Annotated in this window: 14 protein-coding genes; 10 read left to right on the forward strand and 4 right to left on the reverse strand. The window is 77.9% G+C overall.

Annotated features, from left to right (window positions below):
- Positions 1–70: 70 nt before the first annotated feature.
- From PGB27_RS23525 to PGB27_RS23540, 4 genes are read left to right on the forward strand one after another with little or no spacing between them, the layout of a single operon-like run.
- The gene (locus PGB27_RS23525; RefSeq protein ID WP_274202860.1) at positions 71–637 is read left to right on the forward strand and encodes a potassium channel family protein; all 567 of its coding nucleotides are present in this window, start codon (positions 71–73) and stop codon (positions 635–637) included.
- A gap of 5 nt (positions 638–642) precedes the next feature.
- A complete protein-coding gene (locus PGB27_RS23530) occupies positions 643–933 on the forward strand; it encodes a hypothetical protein (RefSeq protein WP_274202861.1) in 291 nt (96 codons plus the stop codon).
- Positions 933–1,211 (forward strand): DUF3040 domain-containing protein, encoded by a 279-nt coding sequence (locus tag PGB27_RS23535; RefSeq protein ID WP_274202862.1) that lies wholly within the window; start codon positions 933–935, stop codon positions 1,209–1,211. Before PGB27_RS23530 ends, PGB27_RS23535 begins: the two co-directional genes overlap by 1 nt.
- The gene (locus PGB27_RS23540) at positions 1,208–1,984 is read left to right on the forward strand and encodes an SUMF1/EgtB/PvdO family nonheme iron enzyme (protein ID WP_274202863.1); all 777 of its coding nucleotides are present in this window, start codon (positions 1,208–1,210) and stop codon (positions 1,982–1,984) included. The genes PGB27_RS23535 and PGB27_RS23540 overlap by 4 nt, the downstream gene beginning before the upstream one ends.
- A gap of 1 nt (position 1,985) precedes the next feature.
- Here PGB27_RS23540 and PGB27_RS23545 read toward each other — a convergent pair whose 3' ends face one another.
- Positions 1,986–2,192, reverse strand: a complete 207-nt coding sequence (locus tag PGB27_RS23545; RefSeq protein ID WP_274202864.1) for a hypothetical protein — start codon at positions 2,190–2,192, stop codon at positions 1,986–1,988.
- 192 nt (positions 2,193–2,384) lie between these two features.
- Here PGB27_RS23545 and PGB27_RS23550 point away from each other — a divergent pair, with 192 nt between their 5' ends.
- From PGB27_RS23550 to PGB27_RS23575, 6 genes are all read left to right on the forward strand, one after another.
- Positions 2,385–4,751: an arylsulfatase gene (locus tag PGB27_RS23550; protein WP_274202865.1), complete on the forward strand. Its 2,367-nt coding sequence runs from the start codon at positions 2,385–2,387 to the stop codon at positions 4,749–4,751.
- A 208-nt stretch (positions 4,752–4,959) separates the two neighbouring features.
- On the forward strand, positions 4,960–7,500 hold the full coding sequence (locus tag PGB27_RS23555) for a helix-turn-helix transcriptional regulator (RefSeq protein WP_274202866.1): 2,541 nt from the start codon (positions 4,960–4,962) through the stop codon (positions 7,498–7,500).
- Positions 7,497–8,750, forward strand: a complete 1,254-nt coding sequence (locus PGB27_RS23560; protein WP_274202867.1) for an MFS transporter — start codon at positions 7,497–7,499, stop codon at positions 8,748–8,750. Before PGB27_RS23555 ends, PGB27_RS23560 begins: the two co-directional genes overlap by 4 nt.
- Positions 8,751–8,754: 4 nt before the next feature.
- A complete protein-coding gene (locus PGB27_RS23565; protein ID WP_274202868.1) occupies positions 8,755–11,451 on the forward strand; it encodes a LuxR C-terminal-related transcriptional regulator in 2,697 nt (898 codons plus the stop codon).
- Between the two features lie 102 nt (positions 11,452–11,553).
- A complete protein-coding gene (locus tag PGB27_RS23570; RefSeq protein WP_274202869.1) occupies positions 11,554–14,226 on the forward strand; it encodes a LuxR C-terminal-related transcriptional regulator in 2,673 nt (890 codons plus the stop codon).
- A 126-nt stretch (positions 14,227–14,352) separates the two neighbouring features.
- Positions 14,353–14,568: a hypothetical protein gene (locus PGB27_RS23575; protein ID WP_274202870.1), complete on the forward strand. Its 216-nt coding sequence runs from the start codon at positions 14,353–14,355 to the stop codon at positions 14,566–14,568.
- A gap of 29 nt (positions 14,569–14,597) precedes the next feature.
- On the opposite strand, the gene PGB27_RS23580 is transcribed toward PGB27_RS23575, so the two are convergent.
- Genes PGB27_RS23580 through PGB27_RS23590 form a run of 3 tightly spaced genes read right to left on the reverse strand, consistent with a single transcriptional unit; the run spans position 14,598 to position 16,622 of the window.
- A complete protein-coding gene (locus PGB27_RS23580; protein ID WP_274202871.1) occupies positions 14,598–15,110 on the reverse strand; it encodes a DUF1269 domain-containing protein in 513 nt (170 codons plus the stop codon).
- 3 nt (positions 15,111–15,113) lie between these two features.
- Positions 15,114–16,091 (reverse strand): YhjD/YihY/BrkB family envelope integrity protein, encoded by a 978-nt coding sequence (locus PGB27_RS23585; RefSeq protein ID WP_274202872.1) that lies wholly within the window; start codon positions 16,089–16,091, stop codon positions 15,114–15,116.
- A gap of 9 nt (positions 16,092–16,100) precedes the next feature.
- Positions 16,101–16,622 (reverse strand): hypothetical protein, encoded by a 522-nt coding sequence (locus PGB27_RS23590; RefSeq protein ID WP_274202873.1) that lies wholly within the window; start codon positions 16,620–16,622, stop codon positions 16,101–16,103.
- Positions 16,623–16,629 lie beyond the last annotated feature (7 nt).

Raw genomic sequence — 16,629 nt, forward strand, 5'->3', positions numbered from 1 at the left:
GGAGGCCGCCGACGAGGCCCGCCCGGGTGACGGGCGGGCCTCTCGTGCGGGTGACGGGAGGGATGCGGCCGTGGAGCCCGAGGCACCGTCGAGACGACGGGTGGCGCTGGTCCTCGCGCGCGCGACGGTCACGATCGTGCTGCTCGTGACGGTCTACTTCGCGCTGCCGCTGCGCGCACGGGAGGACGACGGGACGCTCGTGCTGTTCCTCCTCGGGCTCGCCGCGCTCGTCGCGATGGTCGTCTGGCAGCTCCGCGCGATCACGACGGCCGTGCACCCCGCCCTGCGGGCGGTCGAGGCGTTCGCCAGTGCGATCCCCCTGTTCCTGCTGATCTTCGCGTCCGCCTACGTGGTGCTCGACGGGACGCGCCCCGGGACGTTCACCGAGCCGATGTCCCGGGTCGACGCCCTCTACTTCACCGTCACGGTGTTCGCGACCGTCGGGTTCGGCGACATCGCCCCGGTCAGCCAGACCGCCCGCGTCCTCGTGACCGGGCAGATGGTCGCCGACCTGCTCGTGCTCGGTCTCCTCGTCAACGCGATGCTCGAGGCGGTCCGGCGGGGGCGGTCCCGCCGCGCGGCTCCGGGCGTCCGCCGTCCTGGCCCCCACCCGACCCCACCCGATCGCGAGGAGTGATCGCCGTGCCCGCGAGTCCCGTGACCCCGGTGCCCCCCACGCCGGAGGAACCGCCGCCGGCAGCGTCGGCGCCGCCGGCGCCGTCCACCGGCTGGCACGTCGACGTGCCCCTCCTCGGCCCGGTGGGGTGGCCGCCGACCGGCACGCTCGCCTTCGTCGTCGTCCTCGGCGGCCTCGTCGCCGTCGACATCCTCGCGTGGCCGGTGGCGGTGGCGATCGGCGCCGGCCACGTCCTCGCCCGCGACCACGACCACCGGATCCTCCGGGAGGTCGGCGAGACCCTGCAGGAGGCGTGATGCTCGACGACGCCGAACGCGAGTCGCTCGCCGAGACCGCACGGCAGCTGGCCCGCACCGATCCCCACCTGGTCGCCCTGCTGCGCGACGGCCACGCGCGCCGCCGCCGCGTCGTGACCGTCACCGTCTGGGTGGTCGGGGTCGTCGCGTCGCTGCTCGTGATGGGCCTGCTCGTCCTCGGCCTCGGGTGGCAGGCGCTCCTCGTCGCGACGCTGGCGACCCTCGTCCTCGGACACCGCCGGGTCCGCGCGCTGCGGCGCCGGCAGCGGCGTCCGTGAGGGGCCCCTGGCGCGACGTACCGGGCGGGTCGTTCCTCCACGGCGACCCGCCGGGTCGCCTCGTGCACGTCGACGGACTGCGCCTCGCGGCGTACACGGTCACCAACGTCGAGTTCCTCGCGTTCGTCCGGGCCACCGGCTACGTGACGAGCGCCGAGGCGTACGGCTGGTCGTTCGTGTTCGCGGGCCTGCTCCCCGACGGCCTGCCCCCGACCCGCGGCGTCGTGGACGCGCCGTGGTGGCGCCGGGTCGCCGGCGCCTGCTGGTGGCGTCCCGAAGGGCCCGGCTCCGCCGTGGCGCGGCGCCCCGACCACCCCGTCGTGCACGTGTCCTTCGACGACGCCGTCGCCTACTGCCACTGGGCCGGGGTCCGGCTGCCCACCGAGGTCGAGTGGGAGCGCGCCGCCCGCGGCGGGCACGAGGGCCGGCGTTTCCCGTGGGGCGACGAGCTCACGCCCGGCGGGGAGCACCGCATGAACGTCTTCCAGGGCACCTTCCCGACCCACGACACCGGCGACGACGGGTACGTCGGGACCGCCCCGGTGACCGCGTTCGCCCCCAACGACTACGGGCTCCACCAGACCACGGGCAACGTCTGGGAGTGGTGCGCCGGTCCCGACCCCGCCGTCGCGACGCCCACGCGGGGCCTGCGCGGCGGGTCCTACCTCTGCCACGCCTCCCACTGCGAGCGCTACCGGTGCGCCGGCCGCACCGAGAGCGGGCCCGACAGCAGCGCGGGCAACGTCGGGTTCCGGGTCGCCGCCCGGGCCTGAGCTACCGGTCCAGCGGGTGCGCCTCGACGACCGTGAGCCCGAGCAGGCGCAGCTGTTCGAGGATGCCGTGCAGGTGGGCGTCGTCGACGACGGTGCCGCGCAGCACCGCGCCGGGCCGGACCTCCTCGACGTCCATGTCGCAGAACGCCTCGCGGGCGGTCCCCGTGAGCAGGCCGTCGACCCGGAACTCGTAGCGCCGATCGGTCATCCGGTCCTCCCCGCGTCGCGGAACCGGAGCGTCGCGGACGGGCGGGCGCCCGCCCTCACCCGCCGAGGATGGTCCGGGGCCCGGCCGGTCCCGTTCATCCCGGTGGGGTGAGCCCGGACGTCACCGGGCCCGCGACGGTCGAGGACCGACAGGGGGCCCGCCGGCCCCCGCGGACCCGGGAGAACACCGACGATGAGCCCGTCCGACCCTGCGCGGAGCATCCTGCCGATCCCCGACCGTCCCGCTCCCGGGCTCACGACCTACGACGCCAAGGACCCCGACACGGCGTTCGCGCCCATCGAGCCGCTGCTCCCCCCGGCCGGCGCGCCGAACGTGGTGGTCGTCCTGCTCGACGACGTCGGCTTCGGGGCCTCGTCGACCTTCGGCGGACCCTGCCGCACCCCCACCGCCGACCGGCTGGCCGCGCGCGGCCTGCGCTACAACCGCTTCCACACGACGGCGCTCTGCGCGCCCACCCGGCAGGCCATGCTGACCGGGCGCAACCACCACTCCGTCGGCATGGGCAGCGTCACCGAGACGGCGACCGCCGCGCCGGGCTACAGCTCCGTGCGGCCGAACACCAAGGCCCCGCTGGCGCTGACGCTCAAGCTCAACGGCTACTCGACGGCCCAGTTCGGCAAGTGCCACGAGGTGCCCGTCTGGCAGACCTCCCCGGTGGGCCCGTTCGACGCCTGGCCGACGGGCGGCGGCGGGTTCGAGACCTTCTACGGCTTCATCGGCGGCGAGAACAACCAGTGGGAGCCCTCGCTCTACGACGGCACGACCCCGGTGGATCCGCCGCGGACCCCCGAGGAGGGCTACCACCTCACCGAGGACCTCGCCGACCGCGCCACCGCCTGGATGCGCCAGCAGAAGGCCCTCGCCCCGGAGCGGCCCTTCTTCCTCTACTTCGCGCCCGGCGCCACGCACGCCCCCCACCACGTGCCGAGGGAGTGGGCCGACCGCTACCGCGGCGAGTTCGACGACGGGTGGGACGCCGCGCGCGAGCGCACCTTCGCCCGGCAGAAGGAGGCGGGGGTGGTCCCGCCGGAGGCCGAGCTGACCGAGCGGCACGAGGAGATCCCGGCCTGGGACGAGATCCCCGACGATCTCAAGCCCGTGCTGGCCCGCCAGATGGAGGTCTACGCGGGCTTCCTGGAGCACACCGACCACCAGGTCGGCCGTCTCGTCGACACCCTCGACGACCTGGGGATCCTCGACGACACGCTGGTGTTCTACATCGTCGGGGACAACGGGGCGTCCGCGGAGGGGACGCTGCAGGGCGCGTTCAACGAGATGGCCAACTTCAACGGCATGGCCGCGCTGGAAACGACCGAGTTCCTGCGCAGCACGATGGACCGGCTCGGCTCGCCGGAGTCCTACAACCACTACGCGGTGGGCTGGGCGTGGGCGATGTGCACGCCCTTCCGGTGGACCAAGCAGGTGGCCTCGCACTGGGGCGGCACCCGCAACGGCACGGTCGTGCACTGGCCCCGGGGCATCACCGACCCGGGCGGCCTGCGCTCGCAGTTCACCCACGTCATCGACCTGGCCCCCACGATCCTCGAGGCCGCCGGCATCCCCGAGCCGACCGCCGTCAACGGCGTGCAGCAGTCCCCGATGGAGGGGACGAGCATGCTCTACACCTTCACCGAGCCGGACGCGGCGGAGCGCCACGACCTGCAGTACTTCGAGATGGTCGGCAACCGCGGCGTCTACCACCGGGGCTGGAGCGCGGTGACCAAGCACCGCACGCCCTGGCTGATGATCGGTCACCAGCCGCCGCCGTTCGACGAGGACGTCTGGGAGCTCTACGACGGGGACAGCGACTACAGCCAGGCCCGCGACCTCGCCGCCGACAAGGCCGAGGTCCTCGCGCACCTCCAGCGGCTGTGGCTCATCGAGGCGACCAAGTACGGGGTGCTCCCGCTCGACGACCGGGCGGCCGAGCGCCTCGAGCCGACCATGGCGGGGCGGCCGACCCTGATCCGGGGCAGCTCGCAGCTCTTCTTCCCGGGCATGGGGCGGCTCTCGGAGAACAGCGTGCTCAGCATCAAGAACCGCTCGTTCGCGGTGACCGCGGAGATCGACGTCCCGGACGGCGGAGCGAACGGGGTCCTCATCGCGCAGGGTGGGCGGTTCGGTGGCTGGTCGGTCCACCTGTCCGAGGGCCGGCCGACGTTCTGCTACAACGTGCTCGGCATCCGGATCTTCACGGTGCGCGGGGACGCGCCCGTGCCCGCCGGCCTCCACCGGGTACGGGCCGAGTTCGCGTACGACGGCGGCGGCCTGGGCAAGGGCGGGGACGTGTCCCTGTCCGTCGACGGCACGGCGAGCGGGTCGGGCCGGGTCGAGATGACGCAGCCCGTGGTCTTCTCGGCGGACGAGACGGCCGACATCGGACGGGACGAGGGCACGCCGGTCAGCCCCGACCACACGGCGGCGACGAGCCGGTTCACCGGGCGGATCCACTGGGTCGCGCTCGACGTCGGCGAGGACGCCCACGACCACCACCTCGACCCCGAGGAGCGGCTGCGCATCGCCATCGCCCGCCAGTAGGACCACCCGCCCACCGACGTTCTCCCCGACGTCGACCGAACGGCCGGTGACCAGCCGCTTCCGCGCCGTCGCCGACTGGTCCGAACGTCCCTTCCTCCAGGGCCGGAGGACCCAGGATGAACGGGGAGGTTGCCCGATTCCGGGGAGGTCGCGCGAGACCTAACGTGGCCATGGCCAGCGATCCGCGCAGCCACCCGAGGTCAACCAGATGGCCCACGTCCCCCGCACCCGTCCCCCGCAGCTCTCGGCCGGCCACGTCCGTCGCCGGGCGCTCGAGGACGTCCTCGAGCGGGGCGCGGACCGGGACCTCACGGTGCTCTCGGCGCCGCCGGGGTTCGGCAAGACGTCGCTGCTCGCCGCGTGGGTGGGCGACGACCACGGGCGTGCCACGGCCTGGGTGTGCCTCGAGCCCGAGGACCGCGACCCGCGCCGTCTCTGGAGCGCGGTCCTCGCCGAGCTGACGGCGCTCTCGGCGGTCCCGCCGTCCAGCCGCCTCCACCGCCTGGTGGTGTCCCGGTCGACGGTGGCGCCCGAGTTCCTCACCGAGCTCACCGCGGCGATCACCGCCCTGCCGTCGCCGGTGCGGCTGGTGCTCGACGACGTCCACCACCTCGCGGATCCGCTCTCCCGGCAGGGGCTGGCGATGCTCCTGCGCGACACCGGCGACCGGCTCGGGCTCGTGCTCGCGGGCCGGCGCGACCCCCCGCTCCCCCTGCCGCGCCTGCGGATGGACGAGCGGGTCACCGAGCTGCGCGCCGAGCAGCTCGCCTTCTCCCCCGCGGAGTCGGCGGCGCTGCTGGCCGCCTGGAGCCCGTCCCTCACGCCCGCGCAGGTCACGGTGCTGCACGAGCGCACCGGCGGCTGGGTGGCCGGGCTGCGGCTGGCGGCGCTGTCGCTGCGCGACCACCCGGACCCCGACCGGTTCCTCGACGGCTTCTCCGGCGACGAGCGACCGGTCGCCGACTACCTCGTCGACGAGGTCCTCGCCGGGCTCCCGGAGTCCCGGCGCGAGGTCCTGCGCCGGATCAGCGTGGCCCCCGAGGTGCCGGCGGGGCTCGCGCCCCGGCTCGCCGGCCGTGACGACGCGGCCGAGGTGCTCGACGACCTCGCCCACACCACCGGCCTGGTCGCCGGCAGCGGCGCCCGCGGGGACGCCTACCGCCTCCCGGAGCTGCTGCGCTCGCACCTCGTGGCCGACCTCGGCCGGCGGGGGCCAGGGCTCGTGGCGGCGCTCGAGAGGACCGCCGCCGTCTGGTGGGCCGCGCAGGGCGCGCCGGTCGAGGCGCTCCGGCACGCGGCCCGAGCCGACGACCCGGCGCTCCTCGCCGACCTCGTCGGACGCTGGGCCCCGTGGCTCGCCGGCCGGGGCGAGCACGCGGCGCTGGCCGCCGCGGTGGGGTCGTCGGAGCCGGTCGGCGACGCCCGCCTCGCCACCGCCGCCGCCCACGTCCACCTCGCCCGCGGGGAGGACGACCTCGCCCGCGCCGCCCTGCGCCGGGCCCGCCGCGACCGGCGGCCTGGCGCCGACGCCGCCGCGTTCCGCGCCGCGACCGAGCGGGTCCTCGGCCGCGCGCTGCCCGTCGCGGACCGCGAGCCGGTGCCCGCCGAGCCCGCGCTCGCGGCGCACGCGCGGATCGGGCGCGGCGCGGCCGCCGTCCGCGCCGACGACCCGTCCCGCGCCCGCACCGAGCTCGGCGCCGGCCTCGCCCTGGCGCACCGGCTCGGCCTCGACGGGCTCGCGCACCGCGGCCGGTGCCTGCTGGCCGCCGCGCTGTGGATCGCCGGCGACGTGCCGCGCGCCGGGGCCGCGGCGGCCCGGGCGCTCGCCGAGCCCGGCGCCGACGGCCCCGGGAGCGCACCGTGGTCGGCGCTCGCGCGGGCGGTCGCCGCGCACGCGGCCCTGCTGCACGCCGACCCGGGGGCGGCGCGGGCCCTGACCGGCGCCGGCGAGGAGGTCGCCGACCCGGTGGTGCGCTTCGCCCTGCTCTGCGCCCGGGGCGGGGCCGCGGTCGACCTCGGTGAGCGGACCGCCGGGCTGCTCGCGCTGCAGGCCGCCCGGACCGCGCTCGGCGACACCGTCGTACCGGGCGCGCTGGCCGCCACCGCGGCGCTGCTCGAGCACCGCGCCGCGGTCGGCCTGGGCCACGCGACGGCGGCCGGCGCCGTCACCGCCTGGCTCGCCGGCCGCGACCCGGCGAGTCCCGCCCTGGCCCTGGTGCGCGGGTGGAGCGCGGCCGCGGCGGGCGAGCTCGCCGCTGCCCGCACCGCGATCGCCGTCCTGCTCGCGCCGCCGGCGCGCCCGTCGCCGGACGCCCTCGACGTCGAGGCCTGGCTGCTCGAGGCCCGGATCCGCCTGGCCCGGGCGGACCGACCCGGGGCCCGGGCCGCCGCGCGGCACGCCGTCGACCTCGCCGCGCCGCGCGACGCGCTGCGGCCCTTCGTCCACGCCGACGGCGGCGTCCGCGCCCTGCTGGTCGACGAGCTCGCGACCGGCGCCGCGCGGGCCGGGTTCGTCGCGCGGGCCCTGGCGGCGGGCGCGACGTCGCCGGCCGGGATCGCGCTGAGCGGCCGCGAGCACGACGTCCTGGCCCGCCTGCCCTCGCTGGAGAGCTTCGACGAGATCGCGGGCGACCTCGACGTCTCGATCAACACGATCAAGACCCACGTCCGGGCGCTCTACGGCAAGCTCGGGGTCACGACCCGGCGGGACGCGGTGCTCGTCGCGCACGAGCAGGGCCTGCTGGGGTGACGGGCGAGCGCCCGGGGCCGTCACCCCGGACCGTCCTCGCACTGCTCGCCGCCCTCATGCTCGTCGACTTCGCCGACCGCCAGGTCCTCGTCGCGGCCTTCCCGTACCTGCGGGCGGAGTGGGGCCTCGACGACGCGACGCTCGGCGCGCTCGTGTCGGCGGTGACGCTGACGGTGGGGCTGGGCGCCCTGCCGGTCGCCGCGCTCGTGGACCGGTGGAGCCGGGTCCGGGCGATCGCGCTCATGGGGACGGTGTGGAGCGCGGCGTCGGCGGCGTCGGCGGTCGCCCCGGGACCCGGCGCGCTCCTCGCCGCGCGGATCGGGGTGGGAGCCGGCGAGGCGGGCTACGGGCCCGCCGGCGGCGCGCTGCTCGCCACCGTGTTCCCGGCGACGCGCCGCGCGGCGGTGCTCGGCGTGTTCCAGGCGGCCGGGCCGCTCGGGACCGTCGTGGGGATGGCGCTGGGCAGCGCGGTCGCCGCCCAGTGGGGCTGGCGGTGGGCGGTCGGCCTGTTCGCCGTGCCGGGGCTGCTGCTCGCGCTCGCCGTGCTGCGGGTGCGCGACTACCCCACCGTCCGCCGCACGCGGGTGCGCGGGACGGTCGCCGGGGTCCTGCGCACCCGGACCGTCGTCGCCACCGTCACCGGCATGGTGCTGCTGCTCGTCGTCGCGTCGGCGCTGTACACGTGGCTGCCCACGCACCTCGAGCGCGACCTCGGCCTCGTCCCGGCGGCGGCGGGCGGGCTGGCCGCGGTCGTCGTGCTGGCCGGGGTCGCCGGGACCGCGGGCGCGGGGGTGCTCACCGACCGCGCCGCCCGCCGGGACCCCGACGTCCGGCTGCGGACGCCGCTGCTCGCCGGCCTCGCGGCGGCCGCGCTGCTCGTGCCGGCGTTCGCGGTCGTGCCCGCCGGTGCCGTCCAGGTGGCCCTCGTCCTGCTCGGGTCGGCGGCCGTGACGGCGGCGATCGGGCCCGCGGCGGCCGCGATCGTGGACGTCACCGACCCCGGGGCGCGGGCGACCGCGGTCTCCGTGCTGGTCGTCGCCCAGAACCTGCTCGGGCTGACCGTCGGCCCGGTCCTGGCCGGGACCCTGGCGGGGGCGGTCGGGCTCGCCACCGCGCTCGCGCTCGTCGCCGGTCTCGGGGTGGTCGCCGCGGTGGCCTTCCGGCTCGCGGGACGCACCTACCCCGGCGACCGCGAGGCGGTGGCCGGCCGGGCACCGCCCCGGGACCCCGCGCCGGCGGTCGGGGCGTAGCGCGGTGGCCGCCCACCGCGCGACGTCCGGGCCCGTGGTCGCGGGGCCGTGGACGGCGGACCCGGCAGCGACGACGGGCGCCCGGCGCGCCGAGGCCGAGCACGCCGTCCCCGTGGCGACGCACGTCGTCGGGCGCCCGCGCCTGCACGCCCTGCTCGACCGGGCCGTGGCCACCGCCGCGGCCACGCTCGTGGCGGGGCCCGCGGGCTGGGGGAAGACGCTGCTCGTCGGGTCGTGGCTCGCCACCGGCGCCGGTGGGAGGGCGGTGGCGTGGGTGACGCTCGAGCCGGGGCACGACGAGCCCACGGTGTTCTGGGCCGCGCTCGCCCGGGCGGTGGGGGCGCAGGCCGGACCGGCGACCGCCGCGGCGCTCGCGCGGATCCACGCCCGCCCCGGCGGCCGGCTCGCCGACCCCGACGAGCTGCCCGGCGCGTTCGCCCGCGCGCTGCGGCAGGCGGAGCGCCCGGTCGTCGTCGTCCTCGACGACCTCCACGAGGTGTCCTCGGCGGCCGTGCACCAGGGGCTGCGCAGCCTCGTCGAGCGGCCCGTGCCGTCGCTCGCGCTCGTCGCCACCAGCCGGCGCGACCCGCCGTGGCCGATCACCCGGCTGCGGCTGGCGGGCCTGCTCGCCGAGATCCGGCCCGACGAGCTCGCCTTCCGCGACGAGGAGGCCGCCGCCCTCTTCGCCCAGCTCGACGTGCGGGCCGACGACGAGCACGTCCGGGAGATGGTCGCGCGCACGGGCGGCTGGGCGGCGGGGATGCGGCTGGCGGCGCTCGACCTGGCCACGCGTCCGGACGTCGACGCCGCGGTCGCCGCGTTCTCGGGCGACGCGCACAGCGTGTCGGCGTACCTGCTCGACGAGGTCCTCGGGCGCCAGCCGGCCGAGCTCGTGGCGTTCCTCGAGCAGATCAGCGTCGTCGACCTCGTCTGCGCCGACCTCGCCGACGCGCTCACGGGGCGCACCGACGGCGAGACGATGCTCGCGGAGCTCTCCGCCGCGCACCTGTTCGTCCAGGCGCTCGACCACCCGGGGCGGTGGTACCGCCTCCACCGCCTGGTCCTCGACGTCCTGCGGGCGCGCCCGCGGCCCCGCCGCGAGCGGCGCGACCGCCACCGCCGGGCCGCCGAGTGGTTCCGCCACCACGAGATGCCGCTCGAGGCGCTGCGCTCCGCGCTGCGCGGGGAGCTCTGGGCGCTGGCCGCCGACGTGGCCGGGGCGCACCTGGTCGCGCTCGTCCTGCGGGGCTCCGCCGACGAGGTCGCCCGCGCCCTCACGGCGGTCCCGGAACCGGTCCTGCTCGACCGGCCCGAGCTCGCGGCAGCGCTGGCCGCGGCCCGGGTGGCGGGCGGCGACACGACGCAGGTCGGGGCCCTCGTCGCGGCGGCCCGGCGCGGTGCCGACGCGCTCGGCGGGCGCCGGCACCGCCTCGAGGTCCACCTCGCGCTCGTCGAGGCCGCCCTCGCCCGCACGCGGGGCGACCTGGAGGCCGTGGCCCGCGCCTACCGCACGGTGCCCCTCGACGTGGCCGCGCTGGACCGCTGGGGCGTGCGGGACGCGGCCGTCGTGCCGGTCGTCGTGATCAACAACCTCGGCACCGCCGAGCTCTGGACCGGGGACCTCGCGGCGGCCGAGGGCCACCTGCGTGCGACCGCCGAGGGCACCGGGCCGGCCCCGCTCCCCCGCGTCAACGCCGCGGCGCACCTCGCCCTGCTCGCGGGCGAGCGCGGCGAGCTCGAGGAGGCCGAGCAGCGGGCCCGGGCGGTGGTCGAGACGGCGACCGAGGCCGGCTGGACACGGATGCCGCAGGTCGCGCCCGCCTACCTGACGCTGGCGCGGGTGACGATCGACCGTGACGAGCTGGGCGCTGCGGAGGTCTGGCTGGCCCGCCTCGCCGCGGTCGAGGAGGTGGCGCCCGAGCCCCACGTGCAGCTCGCCCGGGCGCTGGCGCTCGCCGCCCGCCACGACGCCGCCGGCGACCGCGAGGAGGCGCTGTCCCGGCTGCGGGACGCCCGGGCCCGCGCCGGGTCCTGGACGCCGCCGCGGCCGCTGGACGAGCAGTGCGCGCTCGCGGAGGCCGACCTCCTGGCCCGCACGGGCGCCCCGGACGTCGCGCGGGCGACGGCCGACCGTCTCGGGCCGGCGCGTACCGACGCCGGCCGGGTCGCCGCCGCGCGGCTGCTGCGCCACCTCGGCGAGCCGGTCAGCGACGTCCTGGGCGACACCGTCACCAGCCGGCTGCCCCGCGTCCGCACCGAGGCGTGCCTGGTCGGCGCCCTCGCCGCCGAGCGCGCCGGCGCGCCGGAGCAGGCGACGGCGCTGCTCGAGGAGGCCCTCCTGGCGGCCGCGCCCCACGCGCTGCGCCGACCCTTCCTCGCCGAGCCCGCGCTCACGGACCTCCTGCGTCGCCGCGTCGACCGGGGCAGCGGGGCGGCCGGCTTCGCGGTCGACCTGCTCGAGCGCCTCACGGGCCGGCCCGCGGACCGGGGGGCGCGCCCCGCGCTCGCCGAACCCCTCACCGAGCGGGAGGCGACGATGCTGCGCTACCTCGCGAGCACGCTGTCGAATCCCGAGATCGCCGCGGAGCTCTACGTCTCGGTGAACACCGTCAAGACCCACCAGCGGGCCGTGTACCGCAAGCTCGGCGCGACCGGCCGGCGGGAAGCGGTGCACCGCGCGCGGCGTCTCGGATTGCTGTGAGCCGTCGTGGGCGTGCTCCTGATGTCCTCATCCCCGGCGGACGACGCCGTCTCACCCGCCCCGCCGACACCCTCCGTGGCGACGAGTCGGAGGTCGCCCGAGATGGTCCGCATCCTCGCGAGCAGGACGGCGGTGCCGGCACTGCCCGCCTGGCACGTGCCGCGCCCCGCGCTGTGGCGGCACCTGGAGGCGGCCGATCCCGGGACGCTCGTGGCGGTCGTCGCGCCGGCGGGGTCGGGCAAGACCGTCGTGCTCGCCGAGTGGGCCCGCCACGGCACCGGTCCGACGGCCTGGGTGGGCCTGGACCGGGACGACGCCGACCCGGACCGCTTCTGGTCGGCGGTCCTCGCGGCCGTGCTCGCGACCGGCGCCGTCCCCGCCGGCAGCCCGCTGCACGACCTGGCCGGGGACGGCGAGGCCCTCGCCGACACGTTGCTCGAGGGCCTCGCGGCCCTGCCCGGCCCGTTGCGCCTCGTGCTCGACGACGTCCACGACCTCGCCGACCGGCCGGCCGGGGTCCGCGCGCTGGCCCGGCTGGTGCGCCACCGCCCGCCCGGGCTGCGCCTGGTGATCGCGGCCCGCTCCGACCCGGCCGTCGGCCTGCCCCGGCTCCGCCTCGAGGACGGGCTGCGGGAGCTGCGCGCCGACGGGCTGCGGTTCTCCGTCACCGACGCGGGCGCCCTCGCCGCGGCCAGCGGGGTGACGCTGGGGGACGAGGACGTCGCGACCCTGCACCGACGCACGGACGGCTGGGCGGCCGGGCTGCGGCTCGCGGTGCTCGCCCTGCGCCGCGAGGGCGACGCGCCGGGCTTCCTCGCGCGGTTCTCCGGCGACGATCGCTCGATCGCCGACTACCTCGGCGGCGAGCTCCTCGCCGGCCTCGACCCCGCCGACCGCTCGCTGCTCGACGACCTCGGCGTCTGCCGCCGCCTGCCGGACGCGCTCGCGGTGACGCTCTCCGGGCACGCCGACGTCGCCCGGCGGCTGGAGGAGCTCGCCCACGGCCTGGGGATGGTCGAGCGCGTCGCCCCGGGCGAGCACCGCCTCCACGTCCTGCTGCGCGCGCACCTGGCCGCGGACCTCGCCCGGCGGCGGCCGGAGCGTCACCGCCGCCAGCACGCCATCGCGGCGCGGTGGTGGGCCGAGCGCGCCGAGCACGCCGAGCCGGGCGACGCGGCCCATGCCCTCCACCACGCCGAGCGCGCCGAGGACCCGGCCCTCACCGCCGAGCTCCTCGGCCGGCTCGCCGTGCCGCTGCTGCTGCGCGGCGAGCTCGTCACCCTGCGCCGGGCCCTGCGGACGGCCGGCACCGACGCCCTGCGCGCCGCCCCGACCGTGGCGCTGGTCGCGGCGCTCGCCCACCTCCACGCAGGCGAGCGCCCGGCCGCCGCGGTGCGGCTGCGGCTGGCCCGGCAGGCCTGGCCCGCCGCCCCCGGCCCGGACCTCGCGGCCCTGCGCGCGGCCTGCGAGCTGCTCGCCGGCGTCCGGACCACGGTCCGGAAGGACACGGTCGCCGACGACCCGGGCGTCGCCGGCCTCCTGCACCTCGCCCGCGGGACCGCCCTGCTCACCGCGCCCGGCGACGCCGCCGGCGCCGCCACCGCCCGCGGTGAGCTCCACCGCGCGCTGGCCGCGGCCCGCGGCGAGGGCCGTACCCCCCTCCCCCACCTCGAGCAGGCCGCCCTCGCCGAGCTCGCGCTCGCCGCGGTGGCCGAGGGCGACGCCGCCGGAGTGGCCGGCCCCGGGGAGGCCGCCGTGAGCGCCGTGAACACCGTGAGCGCCCCGGAGCACCGGCCCCGCACGGCGCGCACCGTCGCGCTGCTCGCCTGGTCCGACCTGCTGCGCGGCGACCCCGCCCGCGCCGCGGACCGCTGCGCGCGCCTCCTCGACGACGCGGGCGGCACGGGCGGCGCGGGCGGCACGGGCGGCACGGACGGCCCAGACGGCCCGGGCGGCACGGGCGGCACGGGTGGCCCCGGCCCGCTCGCCCCGGCCGACCGGTACGCCCTGCGCGCGGTGCACGGCAGCGCGGTCGGCGACCTGGGGTGCCGCGGTGAGGGGCTGGCCGCGGCCCGCGCGGCCCGGGCCGACCTGGGCGCCGCGCCCCTGCCCGCCCCGCTCGCGGAGGCCCTCGCGCTGCTCGAGCACCGCGCGGCGCTGCGGCTGGGCAACCTGCGCGCCGCGGGCGAGGTCGCCGCGTGGCTCGCCGAGCGGGTCGGCACGTCGACGGACGCCGAGGCCCTGATGCGGGCGTGGACCGAGGCGGCGACGGGACGCTGGGAGGCCGCCCGGGCCGCGGTGGCCCCGCTGCGCCGTTCGCCGGCGACCGTGCTCGTCGAGGCCCGTCTCGTCGAGGCCGAGGCCGCCCTGCGGGCCGGCGACCCCGCCGGCGGCCGGGGTGCGCTCGACGCCGCCCTCGCCCTCGGGCGGACCCGCGACCTCGTGCGCCCCTTCGCACTCGCCGGCCCGCTGGTCCGGGCTCTGGTCCTGGAGCAGCCGGCCACGCCGGCCACGCCGGTCGCCCGCGGCCACGCCCGCCGGCTCGCCGCCGCCTGCGCCGCGGTCACCGACGAGCCCGCCCCGCCGCTGTCCGAGCGGGAGCTCGTCGTCCTCGCCCTGCTCCCCTCGCTGCTCGACGCCCCGACGATGGCCGAGGAGCTCGTGGTCTCGGTGAACACCGTCAAGACCCAGATCCGGTCGATCTACGCCAAGCTCGGGGTGTCGACCCGGCGGGGCGCCGTCGCCGAGGCGCGGCAGCGCGGACTGCTGGTCTGACCCCCGTCCCGATCCCGTTCCGCCCCCGTTCACCTGCCCGGGATGAGGCGGGCGCACCGTTCCCGCGACGAGCATCGGGACCGTCGGCGGCCGACCGGGCCCCGTGGGAGAGGCGAGGAGACGGCGGTGGCGGGACGCTTCGAGATCCGGGTCAGCGGGCGGCTCTCCGACCGGGCGCGGGCCGCCTTCGCGGACATGGCCGTCGTCGAGGTGCCCGCGGAGACCGTCCTGTCGGGCTGGTCGCACGACGCCGACGAGGTGCACGGGATCCTCGACCGCATCCAGGAGCTGGGGCTCGAGCTGGTCTCGTTGCGGCAGGTCCGGGAGTCGGGCGACGCCTGACGCGCCGCCCGACCCCCGGGGGTCCGGGCTCAGGCCTTCACCGGCTCCTGCTCGTCGACGTCGGAGAACACCTCACGCAGCTGCGTCTCCTGGTCGCTCGAGAGGTTGGTGTGCAGCAGCTCGGCGTGACTGCCGCGGAACGCGTCGGCGACCTTGTCGGTGACGGCGTTCGCGGTCAGGGCGAACAGCGCCGACGTTCCCGGCGTCACCTTGGAGCGCACGTCGTCGATGAAGTCGTCGTCGATCCCGACGTCCGACATCGCCCCGGCGGCGGCGCCGGCCGCGGCGCCGACGACGAGCCCGAGCAGCGGGACGAAGAAGATCAGGCCGAACAGCAGGCCCCAGAAGCTGCCGCCGAGGGCACCGCCGCCCGCCAGGTTGTGCAGCTGCCGGGTCTTCGGCCGCTTGCGGTCGGCGGGCCAGGTCACGACGGCCGCGTCCAGGACCTGGATCAGCTCCTCCTTCTGGAGCCGTTCGAGCGTCGCGAGCGCCTGGTCCGCCCCCTCCGGGGTCGGGAACTTCCACGCGGTCAGGGTCGCCATCGGTCATCCTCCTCGGTGCCACGGGCCGCCCTCGGGCACCGGCGCGATCGACGGCGCGGAGGGCTCGCCCGGACTCTCGCCGCGGGCGTCGCCCGCGACCTCATCCGCGCGGGGTGAGCCCGCCGGCGGACGGGCGGGGAGGCCGACCGCCACGAAGTGACCCACGAGCGCGCCGCCCAGCATCACGACCCCGAAGGCCACGAACCACGACAGCAGCACGAAGACGATCCCGAGCGGCCCGTACTGTCGGTAGTGCGACGTGATCGCCGGCGACAGCACGAGCGTCGCGGCGAGCCGCAGACCCACGAGCCCGAGGCCGATGAGCACGGCGCCCGGCAGCAGGCGCGGCCACGGGACGCGGCCGGCCAGCAGGAGGTACTGGGTCCACCACGCCCAGGCGATCGCGAGCGGGGTCCCGACGGCGAGGACCACGACGAGCCACACGACCCCCTCGAGGACCGGATCCACGAGCGCAGCCGCCCCGACGATCGCGAGGAAGCCCAGCAGCCAGACGAGGGGACGCCACAGCGCGCGGACGGTGCCGTGGGGCACGTCCCACACGAGCTCGTACCCGCGCTGGAGCGCGAGCGGCCAGCGCACGGTGAGGACCACGGTCAGGACCAGCCCGATCCCGGTCGTGGCCCCGGAGACGGTCGCGGTGGTGGGGAAGAGCTGCTGCAGGTCGTGGGCGGCCTGCGGGGTCAGCCCGAGCCGGCGGACGAGCCCGGCCACGGCGCCGTCGGGCTCGCCGAGCGGCACGACCGCGGCGAGGGTGACCAGGGCGGGGACCACGAGCATGAGGGCGAGGGCGGCGAGGAGCAGGGCCTGCCTGGTGAGCTGCACGTCGACGATCCGGCGCGTGAGCACGCCGACCGACGACGCCTCGTAGCGCGTCCGCGTGTCCCGCAGACGGTCGCGCCAGGCGGGCGGCGCACCGGGGTCGTCGGGGCCGCCGTCGGGCGGGCCGGTGGGGATGGTCATCGTGCCGGATCAGTGCAGCGCGGCCTTGAGCAGCACGATCGCCGATCCGACGAGCAGCGAGGCGACGGCCCACGCGAGCTGGACGGCGGGGCGACGGCGTGCCGCTCGCCCGCCCAGCAGGCTCAGCACCGCGAGCGCGGCCACCCCGACCCAGAGCGTGATGTCGATCAGCGGGCCGGCATCGAGCCCCGTGACGGTCAGCACGACCAGGATCACCCCCGCGGCGACGCCCGGCAGCGCCGTGCCGAGACAGTCCGCGACCACGGCCCGCAGGATCCGCCGCCCCGAGTGCGGTCGCCCGGTGAGCGTGCGGGCGAGCACGCCCGCGTAGGTCTCCGCGAGGAAGATCACGACGCCCGTGCCCGCCACGGTCACGGCCGCCACCCCCGGCCGTGGGTCGTAGTCGCCCAGGTAGGCGAGCACCGACATCGCCATCAGGGTGCCGTAGGTCGTGGCGCGCAACCGGTCGTGCTTCAGGACCGCCGGCGTGCGGGTCGCGGCCGTCGACGGGGCGTCCGGGGACGTGGTCACGCTGTCT

The organism is Actinomycetospora lemnae (assembly GCF_028737315.1).
GTDB classification, from domain to species: Bacteria; Actinomycetota; Actinomycetes; order Mycobacteriales; family Pseudonocardiaceae; genus Actinomycetospora; species Actinomycetospora lemnae.

Bases quoted from the DNA above. Each gene is read 5' to 3' on its own strand.
- PGB27_RS23535 (WP_274202862.1), top strand. From the start codon at position 933: ATGCTCGACGACGCCGAACGCGAGTCGCTCGCCGAGACCGCACGGCAG.
- PGB27_RS23545 (WP_274202864.1), bottom strand. From the start codon at position 2,192: ATGACCGATCGGCGCTACGAGTTCCGGGTCGACGGCCTGCTCACGGGG.
- PGB27_RS23550 (WP_274202865.1), top strand. From the start codon at position 2,385: ATGAGCCCGTCCGACCCTGCGCGGAGCATCCTGCCGATCCCCGACCGT.
- PGB27_RS23555 (WP_274202866.1), top strand. From the start codon at position 4,960: ATGGCCCACGTCCCCCGCACCCGTCCCCCGCAGCTCTCGGCCGGCCAC.
- PGB27_RS23570 (WP_274202869.1), top strand. From the start codon at position 11,554: ATGGTCCGCATCCTCGCGAGCAGGACGGCGGTGCCGGCACTGCCCGCC.
- PGB27_RS23580 (WP_274202871.1), bottom strand. From the start codon at position 15,110: ATGGCGACCCTGACCGCGTGGAAGTTCCCGACCCCGGAGGGGGCGGAC.
- PGB27_RS23585 (WP_274202872.1), bottom strand. From the start codon at position 16,091: ATGACCATCCCCACCGGCCCGCCCGACGGCGGCCCCGACGACCCCGGT.